This is a genomic window from Pseudomonas sp. LBUM1670 (assembly GCF_059695695.1).
The window spans coordinates 5,726,736-5,744,706 of record NZ_CP166783.1 but is presented as its reverse complement, the minus strand read 5'-3'; the positions used below and the strand labels follow the sequence as shown (position 1 = coordinate 5,744,706).

Below are 17,971 nucleotides of genomic sequence, written 5' to 3'. Positions count from 1 at the left end.
GGCTGCGTGTGTAGGAGCGAGGCTTGCCCGCGAAGCTTTTGGCGGAGTTTAGGACGCCTTCGCGGGCAAGCCTCGCTCCTACAAGATGAGATTCAGCCTTAGGAGTTTTATGGTTTTTCTTGCTCGCCTGTCGAGCTTGCTGGTGATGGTGACGTTGTTTACCGGTTGCGAACGACAGGACGCGCCGCCGCTCGATCAGCAGCTCTACATCTGGCAACGGCAATGGACGCCGGCCCACGAAGCCGCACTCAGGGACAGCCACGCGGACTTTTCCACTCTGCGGGTGCTGGCCTTGCAGACATTTCCACAGGCGGGTTGGAGCCGGGCGCGAATCGACCCGGTGCTGCTCAAACAGGATGGCCGGCCGCTGATTGCGGTGATTCGTCTCGATGGCCAGCTCAAGTCGCTGGATCAGAATGAAATCAACGCGCAGATTCGCCAGGTGCTCAGCGATTGGCAAGGGCAGGGGCTGATCCTCGCCGGTGTGGAAATCGACCACGACGCGGGCAGCGCTCGGCTACCGGCGTATCGGAAATTTCTCACGGATTTGCGCGCGATTCTGCCGGCCTCTTTACGGCTGAGTATTACCGCATTACCCGCCTGGCTCGAAAGTCCCGAACTGCCGGCGTTGTTATCCTCAGTCGATAGCAGCGTGTTGCAGGTGCATGCGGTGAGTGACCCGCGTAGGGGCTTGTTTGACCCGGATCAGGCCAAAAAATGGGCGAGGGCCTGGAGCCGCATCACTTTGAAACCTTTTTATCTGGCGCTGCCGGCCTATGGCGTGGCGTTGTTGCCGCAGGCGAGAGGCGCACCGCTGGTGGAAAGCGAGGTGCCGGTTGAACGTGGCGGTGAGCGACGGGAACTGCTGGCCGATCCGCAACAAATGCGCACACTTGCCACTGAATTACGCAACGATCCACCGGCTCATCTGGCCGGGCTGATCTGGTTTCGCCTGCCATTGGCCAATGATCGCCGGGCCTGGAGCCTGACGACCTTGGGCGCCGTAGCCCGCGGCGACGTCCTCGACAGTCGCCTGACGCTGAAACTCTCGGCCCAGGATGGCCTCTATGACGTCAGCATCAGCAATCAAGGCAACCTCGACAACGCCTGGCCCGAGCGTCTGACACTTGCGGTGCAGGGCTGTGACGGCGCCGATGCCCTGGCCGGTTATGCGTTGCAACAGCGCCCGGATCTGCTTACCTTCACCCGCCTGCGCGACGGTCGGATTCCGGCCGGCGGGCAGCGCGCCATCGGTTGGGCGCGCTGCACACACATTGATCAAGGAGGTTCGAATGTTCACCCGTAACTGGCCCCGCCATTTGCTCTGCCTGAGCCTCAGTTTGCCGCTGGGTTCGGCAGTGGCCTGCGGGCCGGATTTCCCCATGCGCCTGCTCGACAACCGGAGTCAGTCGCTGGCGGAGCTGCCGGAAGGCAATTTCAAGTTCGAGATCAATCGTCTCGGGCATGCGATGGCGGGTCTGAAGAACGTCACCGAAGTCGTCTACAGCAGCATGGATGCGCCCGACTATGCCGAGCAACGGGACAAGGCCGAGCAGGCTGGTTTGACCGTGGAGCAGCAAGCGCAGGTAAAGCAGTTGCGCAGTTTGACCGATGCGCATCAGGTTGAAGCACTGGGCGCGAGCCTGCCGACCGAACTCAGGCTGTATCTGGCGGGTGCCGTGGCGTTCAACGCGGGTGACCACGGATTGGCCGCCGAGTACTTCCAGAAAGTGCTGGCGCTACCCGCAGATCAGCGCGCGTTGCGCAGCACCTGGGCCGCGTACTCGCTGGGCCGTGCGCTGTTTGCCATGAGCGCCGGAGCGGACGCAACGCCCGACCTGCTGGCGCAGGCGCGCACGGCCTTCGAACAGGCCCGGCAACTGAGCATCGATGGCTTCAGCGACACGCTGGAACTGGGCGTCGCCAGCCTCGGCGAAGAAGCACGAGTGGCGCGCACGGCGGGTGACTGGAACCGTGCCATTGAGCTCTATGCCACGCAAAACCTTCACGGTTCAGCGGTGGGCTACTCCTCACTGAAACTGTTGGTGGCCGATCTGGCGGCGATGCCTGACGATCAACTGGCCGCGTTGCTAAAAGGCAAACCGGTGCAGCAACTGGTCACGGCATCCTTGATCAGCCGGTTGGGTTGGTCATTTGGTGAACAACCTCCCGCCGAACAAAAGTTGATCAAATTGCTGCAGGCCAGCACCCGCGGCAGTCTGGATTACGCCGATCGACTGGCGGCGATGAATTATCAACAGGGCGACTACGCCAGCGCCAAGGCTTTCCTGGAACACGCTGGCGACAGTGGCCTGGCGTGGTGGCTGCGGGCGAAACTGGCGATGCGCGAGGGCGATAAAACTGCTGCCGCCGCGGCGTATGCCAAGGCGGCTCAGGCCTTTCCGCAGAATGAATCCTGGGGTGAGCGGCGAACGCCGGACTACGATTTCGAAACGCTTCAGCCCAAATGCCGGGTCGAAGGCGAGAGCGCAATTCTGGCCCTGCAACGCGGGGATTATCTGCAAGCGTTCGATCAGCTCTATCGCAGCAACGACATTTACTGGCTCGACGCCGCGACCGTCGCCGAGCGTGTGCTGACCGTCGATGAGCTCAAGCATTACGTCGACACTCAGGTGCCGGCACCGCCGTCGCTGACTCAGCAAGAGCGTGATAATTACGTGCCATTGCCAGTAGCGGCGAAACTGCGCAATTTGCTCGGGCGGCGGCTGCTGCGTGAAGAGCGTTATGACGAAGCGCCAGGCTATTTCGACAGTGCCGAATTGCAGGGATTGGCCAAGTCGTTCGGGGAGTTGCGTCACGACGCCGAATCGAAATGGTGGCCGAGCAAACGTGCCTTCGCTTACTTCAATGCCGCGACGATGGCGCGTTCCTACGGAATGGAGTTGTTGGGCTACGAGATGTCCCCGGACTACGCTACTTTCGGAGGCAATTACAGCCTCGAAAGCAACGAACTCAAGGTCGGTCCATTAGTGGCTGAAGAGGAGGTCAAGCGTCAGCAGGCCAGCGCTGCTCAACCCGATCAGCGTTACCACTACCGTTATGTCGCCAATGCATTGGCCAGCCGCGCCGCTGATAACCTGCCGCATACCAGTCAGGCTTTTGCGGCGGTTTTGTGCGCGGCCACGGGGTGGAACACTGGTCAGGAAGAAAAAAGTGCCTTCTACAAACGCTACGTCAAAGAAGGCCCCTACGTGGGTTGGGCATTATTCTTCGGCGAGCGATGCCCTTATCCGGACTTCCAGAACGCAGACAAACGTTACGTCACCCAGGCCTTGAGTCCGATCCGGGCGACGCTGCGGCCATATAAAAAATGGCTGGAAACAGGCGGTGTCGTGGGGTTTACGGCGCTCGCGCTGTTGCTGATTAATCGACACAAACGCAAGGCTCGCCGGTAATCAGGTCTGTTGAACAAAGGTCAGCCGCAGCGCAAAACCGATCAACAGGCTGCCAAACAACCATTGCTGGAAGCGTTGGGCCGAAGCACTGCGTTGCAGCCAGCGGCCCAGTGCGGCGCCGGCCAACGCATAGGCGCTGTCGAACAACAAACCGACACCGACCAGCACCACGCCCAGGGTCGCGAATTGTGCGAGCACCGGCCCTGCGTGCGGGTCGATGAACTGCGGCAACAGCACCGAGCAGAACAGCAGCGCCTTGGGGTTAAGCAGGTTGGTCAGCAATCCGCGCTGGATCGCTTCACGCCAGCGGGGTTTTCCACAGGTTGCCTCTGCACCGTTCAGGTTCGGCAGCATCGTGGTTCGCAGGCACTGAATGCCGATCCACAACAGGTACGCGGCCCCTGCCAGGCGCACCGCATCTAAGGTCCAAGGCGCAGCCTTGAACAGTGCCGCCAGCCCCAAGGCCGCCAATGCCACGTGACAACCCCGGGCAATGCCCAACCCCACCGCCGTCGCCAGTGCCGCCCCTTTACCCTGACGTGCGCCGGTCTGTAACAGCAGAATCATGTCCGGGCCCGGCAACAGGTAAACCACCGTCAGTGCCATGAAAAACAGCCAGAGTCCTGCCACGATGCACCCCATTCGTTGTCGGTTCGGTAGGGCCAGTCTAGGGCTGAAGGGCAGGGCAGGTGGTTGCGTAGTTTGCTTCTAAATAGTCTTTGGTTGGCATAACCTGCCATTCAATGACCACTGAACCATCAGGATCTGCCAAACATGAAACTGGACGCCTACGACCGCAAGATTCTCGCGGCCCTGCAACGGGATGGTCGGTTGAGCAACGTGCAACTGGCTGACGAGATCGGTCTGTCCGCGTCACCCTGTCTGCGTCGGGTACGAATGCTTGAAGACGCGGGAGTGATTCGCGGCTATCAGGCCAATCTCGATCGCGATGAAGTCGGGCTGGGGCTGACGGTGTTTGTCGGAGTCAAGGTTGAGCGCCATAACGACGAGCAGGCCGAGGCTTTTCGTCTGGCTGTGACAGCGTTGCCCGAGGTGATTTCGGCATTTCTGGTGTCAGGGGAATCGGATTTTCTGTTGCAGGTGGTGGTGCCGGATCTGCGTGCGTACGACCGTTTTCTCACCGGGAGTTTGCTGAAGTTGCCGGGCGTGAGCGATATCCGCAGCAACTTTGCGATTCACACGGTGAAGACGCCGGGGGCGTTGCCTTTAGAGCATTTGCCGCTTTAGACCGAGTTGCCCCCTTCGCGAGCAAGCCCGCTCCCACATTGGTTCTATGGCGTACACAAAACCAAAGTGGGAGCGGGCTTGCTCGCGAAGGCGGTAGACCCGACACCGCAAATCTCCCGCCCTACATCTGCGTCGCCATCCCCTCCACATTCATCGCCGCCTGGCGCAAGGCCTCGGAGCGGGTCGGGTGTGGGTGACAAGTCAGCGCGATGTCTTCCGCGGAGGCGCTGAACTCCATGGCCACGCAATATTCGCCAATCATTTCGCTGACACTCGGGCCCACCAGATGCACACCGAGAATTTCGTCGGTGCGCTCATCGGCCAGCACTTTGGCGAAGCCTTCGGTCTCGTGGTTGATCTTCGCCCGGCTGTTAGCGGTGAACGGGAATTTGCCGACCTTGTACGCGCGGCCTTCAGCCTTGAGTTGCTCTTCAGTCTTGCCGACGCTGGCCAGCTCCGGTCGGGTGTAAATGACGTTGGGGATCAGGTCGTAATTGACCTCGCCTGCCTTGCCGACGATCTGCTCGACGCAGGCCATGGCTTCATCTTCAGCCTTGTGCGCGAGCATCGGCCCGGACGTGACATCGCCAATGACCCAGACGCCGGCCGCTTCAGTGCGATGGCCTTTGTTGGCGAGCATGCCGCGTTTATCAGTAGCGAGTCCGACGTTCTCCAGCCCCAAACCCTGGGTGTAAGGCCGGCGCCCGATGGCCACCAGCACGTAATCGGCTTCCAGCCATTCGGCCGCGCCACCGGCCGCCGGTTCAACGCTGAGTTGCACGCCATTGGCCGAGGTGGTGGCACTGGTGACTTTCGAACTCAACTTGAAATTGATGCCTTGCTTACTCAACGAACGTTGCAGCGTTTTGCCTGCCTCACCGTCCACGCCGGGGCAGATCCGGTCGAGAAATTCGACGACCGTCACTTGTGCGCCCAAGCGCCGCCACACCGAACCCAGTTCCAGGCCAATGACCCCGGCGCCAATCACCACCAGATGCTTGGGCACTTCGGATAGAGAAAGCGCACCTGTGGAATCGAGGATGCGTTGGTTGTCGACCTCAACGCCGGGCAGGGGAGTGGGTTCGGAACCGGTGGCGATGATGATGTCCTTGGCGCTCAGTTCGGTCTTTCCGCCCTGGCTATCCGTTACCGTAACTTTGCCCGGGCCGTCGATATGCCCCCAACCCTTTATCCAGTCGACTTTGTTTTTGCGAAACAGAAACTCGATGCCCTTGGTCAGCCCGACCACACTTTCATCCTTCTGCTTCATCATTTGCGCGAGGTTGAGCGTGGGTTTGACCTCGATTCCCAGGTTGGCGAATTCAGTGCCCATGGCCGCGTCGTACAGTTCGGAAGCGTGCAACAGCGCCTTGGACGGCATGCAACCCACGTTCAGGCAGGTGCCGCCCAGGGTGGCGCGGCCTTCAACGCAAGCGGCTTTCAGGCCCAGTTGGCCGGCGCGGATCGCTGCGTTGTAACCGCCGGGGCCTCCGCCCAGAATCACGACGTCATAGCTGCTCATGGATTTGCTCCTGGATTGAATGGGAATCGGGCTGGATAAACGTAGTTCGTAGATAAAATTACGAGCGTAATATGTGCGCTCCTCAGCCTTTTGGTCAAGGCTTCAGCCAAGCGACAGGTTGTGCGCCTTTAGATAGAACGATTTAGTACAAAAATTTCACGACTTTCGTTATATCGTAACGAATTGCGCCTTGAGCAAAGAAAACACTGGGGTGGTATGCAAGTCGATCTCGAAGTTGAGGGAGTAGCGGTAGCCGGGTTACCGCGCTTTCAGCAGGCAGTCTTTCAAGGGCGACGATTGCGGCAATTGGCAATCGGCCTCGGCGCGCTCGCCGGAACAGGGCTGGTGCTGGCGTTTTTTGTCGGGCTGTTTGCGCCGCAATCGCTTTGGCCAGCGTTGCTGGTCAACCAGAGTGCCGGTCTGCTGGTGCTGATCGCCGGATTGCAATCGGCGTGGTGGGTGACGCAATGGCGTGCTCGGGCGATGAATCCCGCAGCGCTGCCGGTGGAGGTCGACGTCGCTGCTGACGCTCCGGTTGGCTGGTATGAACAGTTACTGGAGCAAATCAGCCAACGATCGACGCGGATGCTGGTGCAGATCGGCGCCCCGACGCTGTGGCTCGGTGGTTGGGCGTTGTTGGCGCTGTTCAGCATCAGCCAGGTCTGGAACCTTGCTCTACCCCCTGCAGCGCCAGGCTTTTCGGCCAATGTCGGTGCTGCATTGTCGTTGTTGCTGGCCTTCGGTTTGCTGGTGCTGGAGCGGCAGTTTGCCCAGGAAAACGTGGCCCAGTGGCCTGAAGCAGGGCAGTTGGCCCAGCTGACTCGCGTGGCAATCATCAGTCTTGTGCTGAGCGCGTTGTGTCTGTTGTTCGGTAGCGAGGTGTCGGTCTGGCCGGTGCGACTGGCTGTGCTGATCGGGCTGCTGCCGGGGCTCGTCGCTGTGGAACTGCTGCTTCGAGCAGTACTGTCATTGTTCAGTCCCCGGCGCGAACAACTGGAACCTGCATTGCTGGCTCGAAGCTTCGTCGCCGACATGCTGCGCTGGCCACCACAACCGCTGTTGGCGTTGCAGCATGAACTGCATAACCGCTTCGGCATTGATCTGCGGCAAATCTGGGCGTTCACCTACATGCGTCGCGCGTTTGTGCCGGTGCTGGCGGTGGTCGCGATTGTCGGGTGGTCGCTGACCGGCATTCACGAAATCCCCCTGCAAGGTCGGGGCATCTACGAGCGCTTCGGCAAACCGGTGGAGGTGTTCGGTCCCGGTTTGCATGCGGGTTTGCCGTGGCCGCTGGGCCGAGTGTTGAGCGTCGAGAACGGTGTGGTCCATGAGTTGGCGACGAGTGTCGGCGAAGCGGCGGCGCGCGTTGCGGCGGAGCCCGCAGAAGGTCCGGCACCGGCCGTTGCCAATCGCTTGTGGGACGCCAGCCATGTGAATGACAAATCCCAAGTCATCGCCAGTAGCCGTGCCGACAAGCAGAGCTTCCAGATCGTCAACATGGACGTGCGGTTCGTTTACCGCATCGGCCTGACGGATCAAGCGGCGTTGGCCGCGACCTACAACAATGCTGATGTGCCGACGCTGATCCGCAGTACCGCCAGCCGGATTCTGGTTCACGATTTCGCCTCGCGAACCCTCGACGGTTTGCTCGGTGAGGACAGGGTAGGGCTCGCCGAAGAGATTGGCCACGCGGTGCAGGCCGACCTGCAAACACTCGGCAGCGGCGTGGAAATTCTTGCGACCGTGGTCGAGGCGATTCATCCGCCGGCCGGCGCGGCCAACGCCTATCACGGCGTGCAAGCTGCACAGATTGGTGCCCAGACGTTGATCTCACGCGAACGCGGCGCGGCAGCAGAGGCGACCCATCAGGCGCAATTGCAGGCCAGCATCGCTCGCGATCAGGCGACGGCCAACGCTCGTGAAATCAATGCGGCTGCGCAGGCAGCGGATCTGAAATTCAGCGCCGAGCAAAAAGCCTATGCCAGTGCCGGTCAGGCCTTCGTGCTGGAGCAGTATTTCAGCCAGCTTTCCCAAGGATTGGCCAACGCCAAGTTGCTGGTTCTCGATCATCGTTTGGGCGGCAGCAACAACGCGCCGTCCATCGACCTCCGTACGTTCACGCTGCCGGCTGACCCCGCGCCGTCGCGTCAAACTGCTCAGCCAGGAGCTGCCAAATGAGCCAGTCGCAAACCCACGATCATGCTGACCACGCCGGGCACGATCACGGCCATGGCGGGCATCATCACGGGCATCACCATCACCACCACGGCGATCCACAAGAAGCCGGTCCCTTCCCGTGGCGGCGCATGGGATGGGCGGCGTTGCTGGTGGCGTTTGCCATCGCGGCAGCGAGCCTGGTGCAAGTGCGTTCCGGCGAGGCCACGGTCATCACGCGCTTCGGCAATCCGTCGCGGGTGTTGCTTGAACCGGGGCTGGGCTGGCGTTGGCCCGCACCCTTTGAAGCGGCGATTCCTGTCGATTTGCGTCTACGCACCACGTCGAGTGGGTTACAGGACGTGGGCACACGAGACGGTTTACGCATCATCGTGCAGGCTTACGTGGCGTGGCAGGTTCAAGGTGATCCGGACAATGTGCAGCGCTTCATGCGCGCCGTGCAGAATCAGCCGGATGAAGCGGCGCGGCAGATTCGCACCTTTGTTGGCTCTGCGCTGGAAACCACGGCCAGCAGTTTTGATCTGGCCAATCTTGTAAACACCGACGCCAATCAGGTGCACATTGCCGATTTCGAAGCGCAGTTGCGTCAGCAAATCGATCAGCAGTTGCTGACCACGTATGGCGTTCGCGTGCTGCAAGTCGGCATCGAACGTTTGACCTTGCCGTCGGTGACCCTGACCGCCACGGTTGATCGCATGCGTGCGGAGCGTGAAACAATCGCCACCGAACGCACGGCGATTGGCAAACGTGAAGCGGCGCAAATTCGCTCAGCCGCCGAACGTGATGCGCGAATTGTTCAGGCCGATGCCACGGTAAAAGCCGCTGACATCGAAGCTCAATCCCGCGTCGAAGCTGCGCAGATTTATGGTCGCGCTTACGCCGGTTCACCGCAGCTGTATAACTTGCTGCGCTCCCTCGACACCTTGGGCACCATCGTCACGCCCGGAACCAAACTGATTTTGCGCACTGATGCTGCGCCGTTCAGGGTGTTGGTTGACGGTCCGCCGACGCTCGATAACAAGTCCGGGTCGCAGCCATGAGTTTGGTTCCACGTGGAACAAATGAGTTGAGCAGCCCCTGGATTCAGGCCGGGCGATTGGCTTTTCTCGCGCTGTATGCGGTGACGGTATTGGCTGCGTTGGCTTGGGCGTTTTCCAATGTTCGGCAAATCGACCCGCAGTATCGCGCGGTGGTGTTGCACTTTGGGGCGCTGGATCGCATTCAGAATGCCGGTCTGCTGTTGGCATGGCCGAGACCGTTCGAGCAGGTCATTTTGCTGCCGGCGGCCGACCGGGTGATCGAGCGTCGGGTCGCCAATCTGCTGCGTAGCGATGCCGCGTTGCAGGCCGACCGGGTCGCCACATTCGCCACGCCACTCAGTGATGCCCTCGCGGGGTCGGGTTATTTGCTGACCGGTGACGCCGGCGTGGTGCAACTGGATGTGCGGGTCTTTTACAAAGTTACCGAACCCTATGCGTTCGTGCTTCAAGGTGAACATGTGCTACCGGCACTGGATCGCCTTGTGACTCGCAGTGCCGTGGCGCTGACGGCCGCCCGCGATCTGGACACCATTCTGGTGGCGCGACCGGAACTGATCGGTGCGGACAAACAGGCGGCCGAAAGACGTGAGCGCCTGCGCGGTGATCTGGTGCAAGGCATCAATCGGCGTCTCGCAGATCTCACGGCGACCGGGCAGGGGCTGGGCATCGAAGTGGCGCGCGTCGATGTGCAATCGAGTCTGCCGGGACCGGCAGTCAACGCCTTCAACGCGGTGCTGACGGCGAGTCAGCAAGCCGATAAAGCCGTAGCAAACGCACGCACTGAAGCCGAGAAACTTAGCCAAACCGCCAACGAACAAGCCGACCGTACGTTGCAGGTCGCTCACGCTCAAGCGAGCGAACGGCTGGCCAAAGCCTCCGCCGACACGGCCACTGTGTTGAGTCTGGCCAAGGCGCAACAACAGGGCACCGACCCGCAAATGCTGCTGCGCATCTATCGCGAGCGCATGCCGAAAATTCTCGGGCAAGCGGGCTCAGTAACCACGGTCAATCCGAAAGACGATTCCCGCCTGATCATTCAGGGAGCTGCACAATGACCGCACAAACCGCCGCCGCACCGAGCCTGTTGTCCTCGGCCGAACAACGCAGCGCCGCCCGCCAGTTGACCCTGGCCATGCTTGCATTGGGTTTGTTGGCGCTGGGTTTGAGCTGGCGTTGGTGGTCGCCAGAACAGACCGGCGTCAGTCAATTGCTGTTGGGTTTTGCCTCATTGCTGGTGGCCGTACCGGTGATGCGTTCGGCCTGGTACAGCTTGCGCTATCCGAGCTTGCACGGAATCACGGATCAATTGATCGCCTTGGCCATGCTCGGTGCCTGGGCGACCGGCGATCTGCTGACCGCTGCGTTATTGCCGATCATCATGATCTTCGGCCACGTACTGGAAGAGCGCAGCGTGATCGGTTCCCAGGAAGCGATTCACGCGCTGGGCAAACTGACGCGCAGCCATGCGCGCAAGGTTCAGGCAGATGGCTCCATCGTCGAAGTCGACAACGGCACACTCAAGGCCGGCGACCGTGTGGAAGTTCGCGCCGGCGACCGAGTGCCGGCCGATGGCCGCGTGCTCTCCGGTCAGGCAAGTCTCGACACGGCTTCGATCACCGGTGAGTCGGTGCCGGTGGAGGCGGGCGTTGGCATGACCGTGTTCGGCGGGGCGATCAACCTCGACGGCCTGCTGCGTATTGAAGTGACGCGTACGGGCAGCGAATCGACCCTCGGCAAAGTCATCGCGCTGATGCAAAGCGCCGAGCGTTCCAAACCGCCGATCACCCGATTGCTGGAACGCTACGCTGGCAGCTACATGGTGTTGGTGTTGCTGCTGGCCGCCGTCACCTGGTTCATCACCAACGATGCACAGGCGATGCTCGCGGTGTTGGTGGCAGCCTGTCCGTGTGCGCTGGTGTTGTCGGCACCGGCCACGGCGATTGCCGGGGTTGCGGTTGCCGCTCGCCACGGAATTCTGATTCGCAGTTCGGCGTTTCTTGAAGAGCTGGCAGACCTGACGTCACTGGTGGTCGACAAGACCGGGACGCTAACCTTCGGCACCTTGCGCCTGCAATCCATCGACAGCCCGCTGGAAGATCGCAGCCACGTATTGAAACTCGCCGCCAGCCTCGGTTCCGCCAGCAGCCATCCGGTCAGTCGGGCGCTTGCCGGGTTGGTCACTCAGGAACATTTTCTGCTGCTCTCGGACATTCACGAACGCCAAGGCCTGGGCGTGGTGGCGATGACGGAGCAGGGCGAAGCGGCCCTCGGTCGTCCAGAGCTGTTCGCACAATTGGGCATCCCCACTTCAGCGGTTCCCGAACACGATGGCCCGATTGCCGGGCTCGCACTCAATGGTGAATTTCTCGCCTGGCTGTTGCTGGCGGACAGCGTCAAACCTGAGGCGCGGTTTGCCTTGAGCGAGTTGCGTGAGCTCGGGCTGGGCCGGCAGTTGTTGCTCACAGGCGATCGCCAGAGTGTCGCAAATACCTTGGCCCGGGACGTCGGGATCGTCGATGTCGAGGCTCAGGCCTTGCCCGAGGACAAACTCAATCGCGTGCTGAAAGAAATCGGCAGCGGTTTTCGGCCGATGGTGGTCGGTGACGGCATCAATGATTCGCTGGCCCTCAAGGCCGGTGTGGTCGGCGTTGCCATGGGGGCGGGCGGGGCCGACATTGCCTTGGCGTCCGCCGACATCGTGCTGATCGGCAGTGATCTGCGTCGGCTCGGCACCTGCGTGCGTTTGAGTCGCCAGTGCCGGAACACATTGCAAGTCAACGTGATCATCGGGCTGGGCTGGACGCTGGCAATAGTGGCCTTCGCCGCATTCGGCTGGCTCGGCGCGGCGGGGGCGATGATTGCTGCGTTGCTGCATAACTTGAGTACGTTGCTGGTGTTGGGGAACGCCGGACGGCTGCTGCGTTTCCAAGAGCCGTTGCTGAAGATGAAGGACGACGTTTGAGGGATTTGTAATTTTCAGAACTGTGCGCAGAATTCGCAGTCCTCTAGGGTAAGGGCAATCACTTCTGTGAATTTGCGACGGTTGGGTTTGAACGCTGCGGGTCATGGAAAGGGCTATTAAATCGTTAGCCTGCTATTTTTCAAGGATGGTCTAACCTCACATCAGACGTCTGAAACAAGGGGGATATTCCATGCTCGCGCAACTTCCACCGGCCTTACAGAATCTGCAGCTACCGTTACGCCTGCGACTGTGGGACGGCCATGAATTCAATCTGGGGCCGACGCCCAGCGTCACGATTGTGGTCAAGGACCCACAATTGGTTACCCAATTCACTCATCCAAGCCTGGATGCGCTCGGAGCGGCGTTTGTCGAGGGCAAAGTCGAGCTGGAGGGTTCCATCAGCGACGTGATCCGCGTCGTTGATGAATGGAGCCAGGCAATGCTGGGCGACCTGGAAAGTCATCCCGTGCGCACCCCCCACGACAAGGAAACCGACGCCACCGCGATTTCCTATCATTACGACTTGTCCAATGCGTTTTATCAGCTGTGGCTCGACAGTGACATGGCGTATTCCTGCGCGTATTTCGAGACCGGGAGTGAAACGCTGGAACAGGCGCAGCAAGCCAAATTCCGTCACTTGTGTCGCAAGTTACGACTGCAACCTGGTGAGTATCTGCTGGACGTCGGTTGCGGTTGGGGCGGTTTGGCGCGCTATGCGGCGCGGGAGTTCGGCGCGAAAGTGTTCGGGATCACGCTAAGCAAAGAGCAACTGGCCCTGGCCCGTGAACGGGTAACGGCCGAAGGCCTCGACGATCTGGTCGAGCTGCAACTGCTGGATTACCGCGATCTGCCTCAGGATGGGCGCTTCGATAAAGTGGTCAGCGTCGGCATGTTCGAACATGTGGGGCACGAGAACCTGTCCGAGTACTGCAAAACGTTGTTCGGCGCGGTGAAAGAGGGTGGTCTGGTGATGAACCACGGGATCACCGCCAAGCACATCGATGGCCGTCCGGTGGGGCGCGGTGCCGGGGAATTCATCGGGAAGTATGTGTTCCCCAATGGCGAGCTACCGCACTTGTCGATGATTTCTGCCGAGATCAGCGAAGCGGGTCTGGAGATCGTCGATGTCGAGAGTCTGCGCCTGCATTACGCGCGCACCCTGGACCACTGGAGTGAACATCTGGAAGACAATCTGGAAGCTGCCGGCAAGCTCGTGCCTGAGCAGGCACTGCGTATCTGGCGGCTGTACCTGGCGGGATGCGCTTATGCGTTCGCCAGGGGCTGGATCAATCTGCACCAGATCCTCGCGGTGAAAGCGCACCCCGATGGCAGCCATGAACTGCCATGGACTCGCGACGACATCTACAACCCTTAAAGTATCGGAGAAATAAGCCGGGCGATCCGCATGCCGACCTGTTGCAGGCGGTGGGTCTCCCGGCTTTCTTCTTTGGCGACTTCATGGGCTTGCGCAAAATCGTCGTTGAGCATCTGTTCCACTTCGCCGGCAAACACACTGTCGACCGTCAGCAACATCACTTCGAAATTCAGCCGGAACGAGCGGTTGTCCAGATTGGCGCTGCCGATGGCGCTGATTTCGCTGTCGATCAACACCACTTTCTGATGCAGGAAACCGGGTTCGTAGCGGAACACCCGCACGCCGGCGCGTACCGCCTCGAAGGCGTACAGACTGGAGGCGGCGTAGACGATCCGGTGGTCGGGCCGCGACGGCAGCAGAAGCCGCACATCGACGCCCCGCAGCACCGCCAGCCGCAACGCCGCGAACACCGCTTCGTCCGGGATGAAATAGGGGCTGGTGATCCACACCCGCTCCGTCGCCGCGTGGATGGCCTCGACAAAGAATAGTGAACAGGTTTCGTAGGAATCTGCCGGGCCGCTGGCAAGCAATTGGCAGAGAACACCGTCGTCCGGATACACATCCGGCAGTATCAACGGCGGCAACGACCGCGCCGCCCAGAACCAGTCTTCGGCGAAAGACTCCTGCATGCAGGCCACCACCGGCCCACGCACGCGTACGTGGGTATCGCGCCACGGCGCCAGAGGTGGTTTCTCGCCCATGTATTCGTCGCCGACGTTGTGTCCGCCGACGAAGCCCAACACGCCGTCGACCACGACGATCTTGCGGTGGTTACGGAAGTTGACCTGGAAGCGATTGAGCCAGCCGCTGCGCGTCGCGAAAGCTTTCACCTCGACACCCGCATCCCGCAATGGCTGCACGTAACTGTGGGGCAGGGAGTGGCTGCCAATACGGTCGTACAGTAGATAAACGGCGACGCCTTCGGCGGCTTTTTTCAACAGCAAGGTTTGCAGGCGCTGGCCGAGGCGGTCGTCGTGGATGATGAAGAACTGGATCAGCACGGCTGCTTTGGCGTGGCTGATGGCTTCGAAAATCGCCTCGAAAGTGGCCGGGCCATTGATCAGCAGGCGGACCTCATTGTTCGCCAGGCACGGCATGCGGCCTAGCTTCGGCATTGCCCTTAATGAGGCGTAAGCGTTTGAGGCGCGTGCCGTCAGCGCCTCTTCTACCCACGGCCGCCAGTTCAACTCGGAGATGGCCTTGCGCATTTCCTCGTTGGCCTGTCGCCGCGCCTTGATGTAACCATCGAACGTACTGCGGCCGAAGACCAGGTACGGGATAAGTGTGAGGTAGGGGATGAACAGCAACGACAGGGCCCAGGCGATCGAGCCCTGGGCGGTCCGAACGGTCAATACGGCATGGATGGCGGCGATCAACCCTAATGAGTGCAACAGTGCGATCAGATAACCGAAAACATGCGGTCCAAAATAATCCATGGGGCAGCCTTGCTCCTGAAGAATTCAATGCTTAACAGACCATGTTCCGTGCAGAATGTCGCTATTTAATTGGCCCATGAACCGAAGCCTGCGGCTGACGTCTAACGGCCACTACTGATCAGGAGTTACACGATGAACGTTCGTTTGCTGGGTTTAGCCGTGACTTTTGGTTTGGCACTTCCGGTGGCCGCTCAGGCGCAGATGCTGCAGCCGGGCTTGTGGGAATTGACCTCGAGCAACATGAAGGTCGATGACCAGAACATGCCGGATCTGCAATTGATCCTCGGCCAGATACAGAGTCAGATCACCCCTGAACAGCGTGCGCAGCTGGAGAAGCAGGGCATCACGATGGGCGGCAAGGGCATTCGCGCTTGCCTGACGCCGGAGCAAGTGAAAACCGACAACATCCCGCTGACGGATCCGCAATCGGGCTGCAAACAGGAAATCACCGAGCGCACCGGCAACCAGTGGAAATTCCGCTTCAGCTGCCCGAAAGCGCAGGGTGCGGGTGTGGCTACTTTCTTGAGTGATCGCGAGTTCACCACCAAGGTCAACGGCACCTTCAACGCTACCGGCATTCAGCAGAAGGGTAGTCTTGATACTCGCGCGGTCTGGTTGGGGCAAGATTGCGGGACTGTTAAGCCGAGAGCCTAAAAGCTTTGTCGGAACGCTATCCCTGTAGGAGCGAGCTTGCTCGCGATGGTCTTTAACGGAAACGCGTGTTTACTGGCTAAACGCGGCGCTCTTGAGTCCATCGCGAGCAAGCTCGCTCCTACAATTAGGGCTTGCCCGCGATGGCGTCCGTTCAGGCACCCGCCATGCCAGTTGATCTCAGCCAGGCACACACCGTATCAACCGCCATCTGGCCGAAATCCTCCCCCGTGCGGCTGCGCACACTGACAAACCCGCCTTCTTTTTCTTTCTCCCCGATCACCACCAGATACGGTACTTGCTGACTGTGCTCGCGTATCTTGTGGCGGACTTTCTCCTTACGCAGATCTGCGCGAGCGCGCACGCCGCTTCTGCGCAACGCCTCCGTCACCGACTGCGCATAATGCGCCTGACGGTCATCCATGCTGACGATCATCACGTGCGGCGGTGCCCGCCAGTTGTCCAGTTCCTCCTGGCAGGACCAGCAGGTGCCGTAGATCCGCTGTGGTGACGTGCCGCTGATGTGATCGAGCGCGAAGGCCTGCAACACTTGGGTTGCTGGAACATGCGGACCCGTCGACACACACTCGAAGTTCCCCAGCAGGTAGGACGATAACTGTTCTGTAGGCGTGATGCGGCGGCGGATCGAATGATTGGTCGCCGCCAGTGTCCTCATGCGCGCTTCGATGCCGGCAAGGTCGACCAGGTTTAAATGACGCTCAAGCTCGAATTCATGGAAGAAGCCATCACCCAACGCCGATCCCGTCTGCAAATGCGCTTTTGGATAAAGCTGTTTCACGGCCATCGCCAACACCAACGCGCAGGACCGACGAAGAATCTCCAGCCCGTCGGGCTCTTGCGGCGTGACAATACCGACCCGGGCATCGGCTTCGAGCATGAATTCACAATCCACCAAAACGCCGTCGACCCGCCCTGCGACAGCCGCTTTGGCCAGCCCGGGACCGATGCTCGCGGCGAGTTCGTACACCGACAACGGTTGGTCGTATTCACGCAATGAACCATCGCTCAGGGTGATGTGAATCATGTCGGTGCTCTCGAGTGCTAGCGCATCAACCGTAGAGCTAAACCCTGACAGTTGTCATTAAGACTTTTGTCGCGCCATGCGATTTGTCCGGACACTAGCGTGGTGTTGACGCTATGGCGAAAACGTTCTCGCCGATCACCACTTTGCCGCAAATGATCGCGGTTTTGTCCACGTACGCAGACTCGGCAATCAGCGGTAAATCACCTGAAGGATTCTTGTGGATCATGGTTTGCTCAACGCCTCGTACAGGGTGTTGAGGTTGTATTCGAACAGGCCGGCGAAGGTGCTGGCCGGACCACTCGCGGCAAGCGCATCGGAGTACAAGGTGCCGCCAATGTGCGCGCCGCTTTCATCGGCGATCTGCTGGAGCAGACGTGTGTCCTTGATGTTTTCCATGAACACCGCTTTGACCTTGGCCTGTCGGATCTGGGTGATCAGTGCAGCGACTTCGGTGGCCGAGGGCTCGCGCTCGGTGGACAGACCCTGTGGCGCCATGAAGTCGATGCCATAGGCCTGACCGAGATAACCGAACGCGTCATGGGAAGTCACGATCTTGCGGTTGCCCGCTGGCAGCGAACCGAGCTTGGCCTTGGCTTCGGCGAGCAGCGCGTAGATCTGTTTCAAATAGGCCTGGCTGTTGCGTTCGTAGTCGGTTTTGTTCGCCGGGTCGGCGACGATCAGCGCCTTGGTGATGTTGCTGATGTACAGCTCGGTGTTCGCCAGATTGTGCCAGGCGTGAGGGTCGGGAGCGGTCTCGCCGTCTTCATCCAGCGAGCGCGGAATGACGCCGTGGCTTGCGCTGATGACTGGGGCCTTGGTTTCAGTGCTGGTCACCAGACGGTCCAGCCATGGCTCGAAACCCAGTCCGTTTTTGATGATGAGTTTGGCTTTCAGCAAGGCCATCGCGTCATCGGGCGTCGGCTCGTAAGTGTGGGCGTCGGCGTCGGGACCGACCATGTTGGTGATCTGGATATGCTCGCCGCCGACCTGATGGGTCATGTCGGCAAGTATGCTGAAGCTGGTGACCACCTGAAGTTTTTCCGCAGCGGACAGCGACATCGACAGCATCAAACTGAACAGCACGAGTAAAGCGCGCATCGG

The 17,971-nt window shown here is 60.3% G+C and carries 14 protein-coding genes and 1 pseudogene; 9 read left to right on the top strand and 6 right to left on the bottom strand.

Annotated features, from left to right (window positions below):
• Positions 1 to 109: 109 nt before the first annotated feature.
• Positions 110 to 1,306: a DUF3142 domain-containing protein gene (locus tag ACA073_RS26320; RefSeq protein WP_497400638.1), complete on the top strand. Its 1,197-nt coding sequence runs from the start codon at positions 110 to 112 to the stop codon at positions 1,304 to 1,306.
• Complete coding sequence (locus ACA073_RS26315; RefSeq protein WP_497400636.1) at positions 1,293 to 3,416, top strand: hypothetical protein; 2,124 nt, start codon at positions 1,293 to 1,295, stop codon at positions 3,414 to 3,416. The genes ACA073_RS26320 and ACA073_RS26315 overlap by 14 nt, the downstream gene beginning before the upstream one ends.
• On the opposite strand, the gene ACA073_RS26310 is transcribed toward ACA073_RS26315, so the two are convergent.
• Positions 3,417 to 4,046 carry a LysE family translocator gene (locus tag ACA073_RS26310; protein WP_497400634.1) on the bottom strand — a complete coding sequence of 210 codons (630 nt, stop codon included), beginning with the start codon at positions 4,044 to 4,046 and terminating at the stop codon, positions 3,417 to 3,419. It lies immediately after the preceding gene.
• Positions 4,047 to 4,190: 144 nt separating this feature from the next.
• Between ACA073_RS26310 and ACA073_RS26305 the strand changes: the two genes are divergently transcribed.
• Positions 4,191 to 4,664: an Lrp/AsnC family transcriptional regulator gene (locus ACA073_RS26305; protein ID WP_497400633.1), complete on the top strand. Its 474-nt coding sequence runs from the start codon at positions 4,191 to 4,193 to the stop codon at positions 4,662 to 4,664.
• Between the two features lie 121 nt (positions 4,665 to 4,785).
• Here ACA073_RS26305 and lpdA read toward each other — a convergent pair whose 3' ends face one another.
• The gene (gene lpdA, locus ACA073_RS26300; protein ID WP_497400631.1) at positions 4,786 to 6,186 is read right to left on the bottom strand and encodes a dihydrolipoyl dehydrogenase; all 1,401 of its coding nucleotides are present in this window, start codon (positions 6,184 to 6,186) and stop codon (positions 4,786 to 4,788) included.
• Positions 6,187 to 6,402: 216 nt separating this feature from the next.
• On the opposite strand from lpdA, the gene hflK (ACA073_RS26295) reads away from it, so the two are divergent.
• From hflK (ACA073_RS26295) to cfaB, 5 genes are all read left to right on the top strand, one after another.
• A complete protein-coding gene (gene hflK / locus ACA073_RS26295; RefSeq protein ID WP_497400629.1) occupies positions 6,403 to 8,364 on the top strand; it encodes a protease modulator HflK in 1,962 nt (653 codons plus the stop codon).
• On the top strand, positions 8,361 to 9,401 hold the full coding sequence (hflC, locus tag ACA073_RS26290) for a protease modulator HflC (RefSeq protein WP_497400627.1): 1,041 nt from the start codon (positions 8,361 to 8,363) through the stop codon (positions 9,399 to 9,401). Before hflK (ACA073_RS26295) ends, hflC begins: the two co-directional genes overlap by 4 nt.
• Positions 9,398 to 10,456, top strand: coding sequence for a protease modulator HflK (gene hflK, locus ACA073_RS26285; RefSeq protein WP_497400625.1), 1,059 nt, complete (start codon positions 9,398 to 9,400; stop codon positions 10,454 to 10,456). The genes hflC and hflK (ACA073_RS26285) overlap by 4 nt, the downstream gene beginning before the upstream one ends.
• A complete protein-coding gene (locus tag ACA073_RS26280) occupies positions 10,453 to 12,363 on the top strand; it encodes a cation-translocating P-type ATPase (RefSeq protein WP_497400623.1) in 1,911 nt (636 codons plus the stop codon). The genes hflK (ACA073_RS26285) and ACA073_RS26280 overlap by 4 nt, the downstream gene beginning before the upstream one ends.
• 190 nt (positions 12,364 to 12,553) lie before the next feature.
• Complete coding sequence (gene cfaB, locus ACA073_RS26275; RefSeq protein ID WP_497400622.1) at positions 12,554 to 13,738, top strand: C17 cyclopropane fatty acid synthase CfaB; 1,185 nt, start codon at positions 12,554 to 12,556, stop codon at positions 13,736 to 13,738.
• Here the strand turns inward: cfaB and cls are convergent.
• On the bottom strand, positions 13,735 to 15,174 hold the full coding sequence (gene cls, locus ACA073_RS26270) for a cardiolipin synthase (protein WP_497400620.1): 1,440 nt from the start codon (positions 15,172 to 15,174) through the stop codon (positions 13,735 to 13,737). The genes cfaB and cls overlap by 4 nt on opposite strands.
• A gap of 132 nt (positions 15,175 to 15,306) precedes the next feature.
• Here cls and ACA073_RS26265 point away from each other — a divergent pair, with 132 nt between their 5' ends.
• Entirely contained in the window at positions 15,307 to 15,828 is a 522-nt protein-coding gene (locus ACA073_RS26265; RefSeq protein ID WP_497400618.1) for a DUF3617 domain-containing protein, read from the top strand.
• Positions 15,829 to 15,979: 151 nt separating this feature from the next.
• On the opposite strand, the gene ACA073_RS26260 is transcribed toward ACA073_RS26265, so the two are convergent.
• From ACA073_RS26260 to ACA073_RS26250, 3 genes and pseudogenes are all read right to left on the bottom strand, one after another.
• Entirely contained in the window at positions 15,980 to 16,870 is an 891-nt protein-coding gene (locus ACA073_RS26260; RefSeq protein WP_497400616.1) for a His/Gly/Thr/Pro-type tRNA ligase C-terminal domain-containing protein, read from the bottom strand.
• A 118-nt stretch (positions 16,871 to 16,988) separates the two neighbouring features.
• Positions 16,989 to 17,096: pseudogene (locus tag ACA073_RS26255) on the bottom strand (carbonate dehydratase); the annotation flags it as partial.
• Positions 17,093 to 17,968 (bottom strand): metal ABC transporter substrate-binding protein, encoded by an 876-nt coding sequence (locus ACA073_RS26250; RefSeq protein WP_497400614.1) that lies wholly within the window; start codon positions 17,966 to 17,968, stop codon positions 17,093 to 17,095. The pseudogene ACA073_RS26255 and the gene ACA073_RS26250, both read right to left, overlap by 4 nt.
• Between the last annotated feature and the right edge of the window lie 3 nt (positions 17,969 to 17,971).

Coding starts and splice junctions, on each gene's coding strand:
- hflK (WP_497400625.1), top strand. CDS start 9,398: ATGAGTTTGGTTCCACGTGGAACAAATGAGTTGAGCAGCCCCTGGATT.
- ACA073_RS26260 (WP_497400616.1), bottom strand. CDS start 16,870: ATGATTCACATCACCCTGAGCGATGGTTCATTGCGTGAATACGACCAA.
- ACA073_RS26305 (WP_497400633.1), top strand. CDS start 4,191: ATGAAACTGGACGCCTACGACCGCAAGATTCTCGCGGCCCTGCAACGG.
- cls (WP_497400620.1), bottom strand. CDS start 15,174: ATGGATTATTTTGGACCGCATGTTTTCGGTTATCTGATCGCACTGTTG.
- ACA073_RS26250 (WP_497400614.1), bottom strand. CDS start 17,968: ATGCGCGCTTTACTCGTGCTGTTCAGTTTGATGCTGTCGATGTCGCTG.
- cfaB (WP_497400622.1), top strand. CDS start 12,554: ATGCTCGCGCAACTTCCACCGGCCTTACAGAATCTGCAGCTACCGTTA.
- ACA073_RS26320 (WP_497400638.1), top strand. CDS start 110: ATGGTTTTTCTTGCTCGCCTGTCGAGCTTGCTGGTGATGGTGACGTTG.
- hflK (WP_497400629.1), top strand. CDS start 6,403: ATGCAAGTCGATCTCGAAGTTGAGGGAGTAGCGGTAGCCGGGTTACCG.
- hflC (WP_497400627.1), top strand. CDS start 8,361: ATGAGCCAGTCGCAAACCCACGATCATGCTGACCACGCCGGGCACGAT.
- ACA073_RS26265 (WP_497400618.1), top strand. CDS start 15,307: ATGAACGTTCGTTTGCTGGGTTTAGCCGTGACTTTTGGTTTGGCACTT.
- ACA073_RS26315 (WP_497400636.1), top strand. CDS start 1,293: ATGTTCACCCGTAACTGGCCCCGCCATTTGCTCTGCCTGAGCCTCAGT.
- lpdA (WP_497400631.1), bottom strand. CDS start 6,186: ATGAGCAGCTATGACGTCGTGATTCTGGGCGGAGGCCCCGGCGGTTAC.
- ACA073_RS26280 (WP_497400623.1), top strand. CDS start 10,453: ATGACCGCACAAACCGCCGCCGCACCGAGCCTGTTGTCCTCGGCCGAA.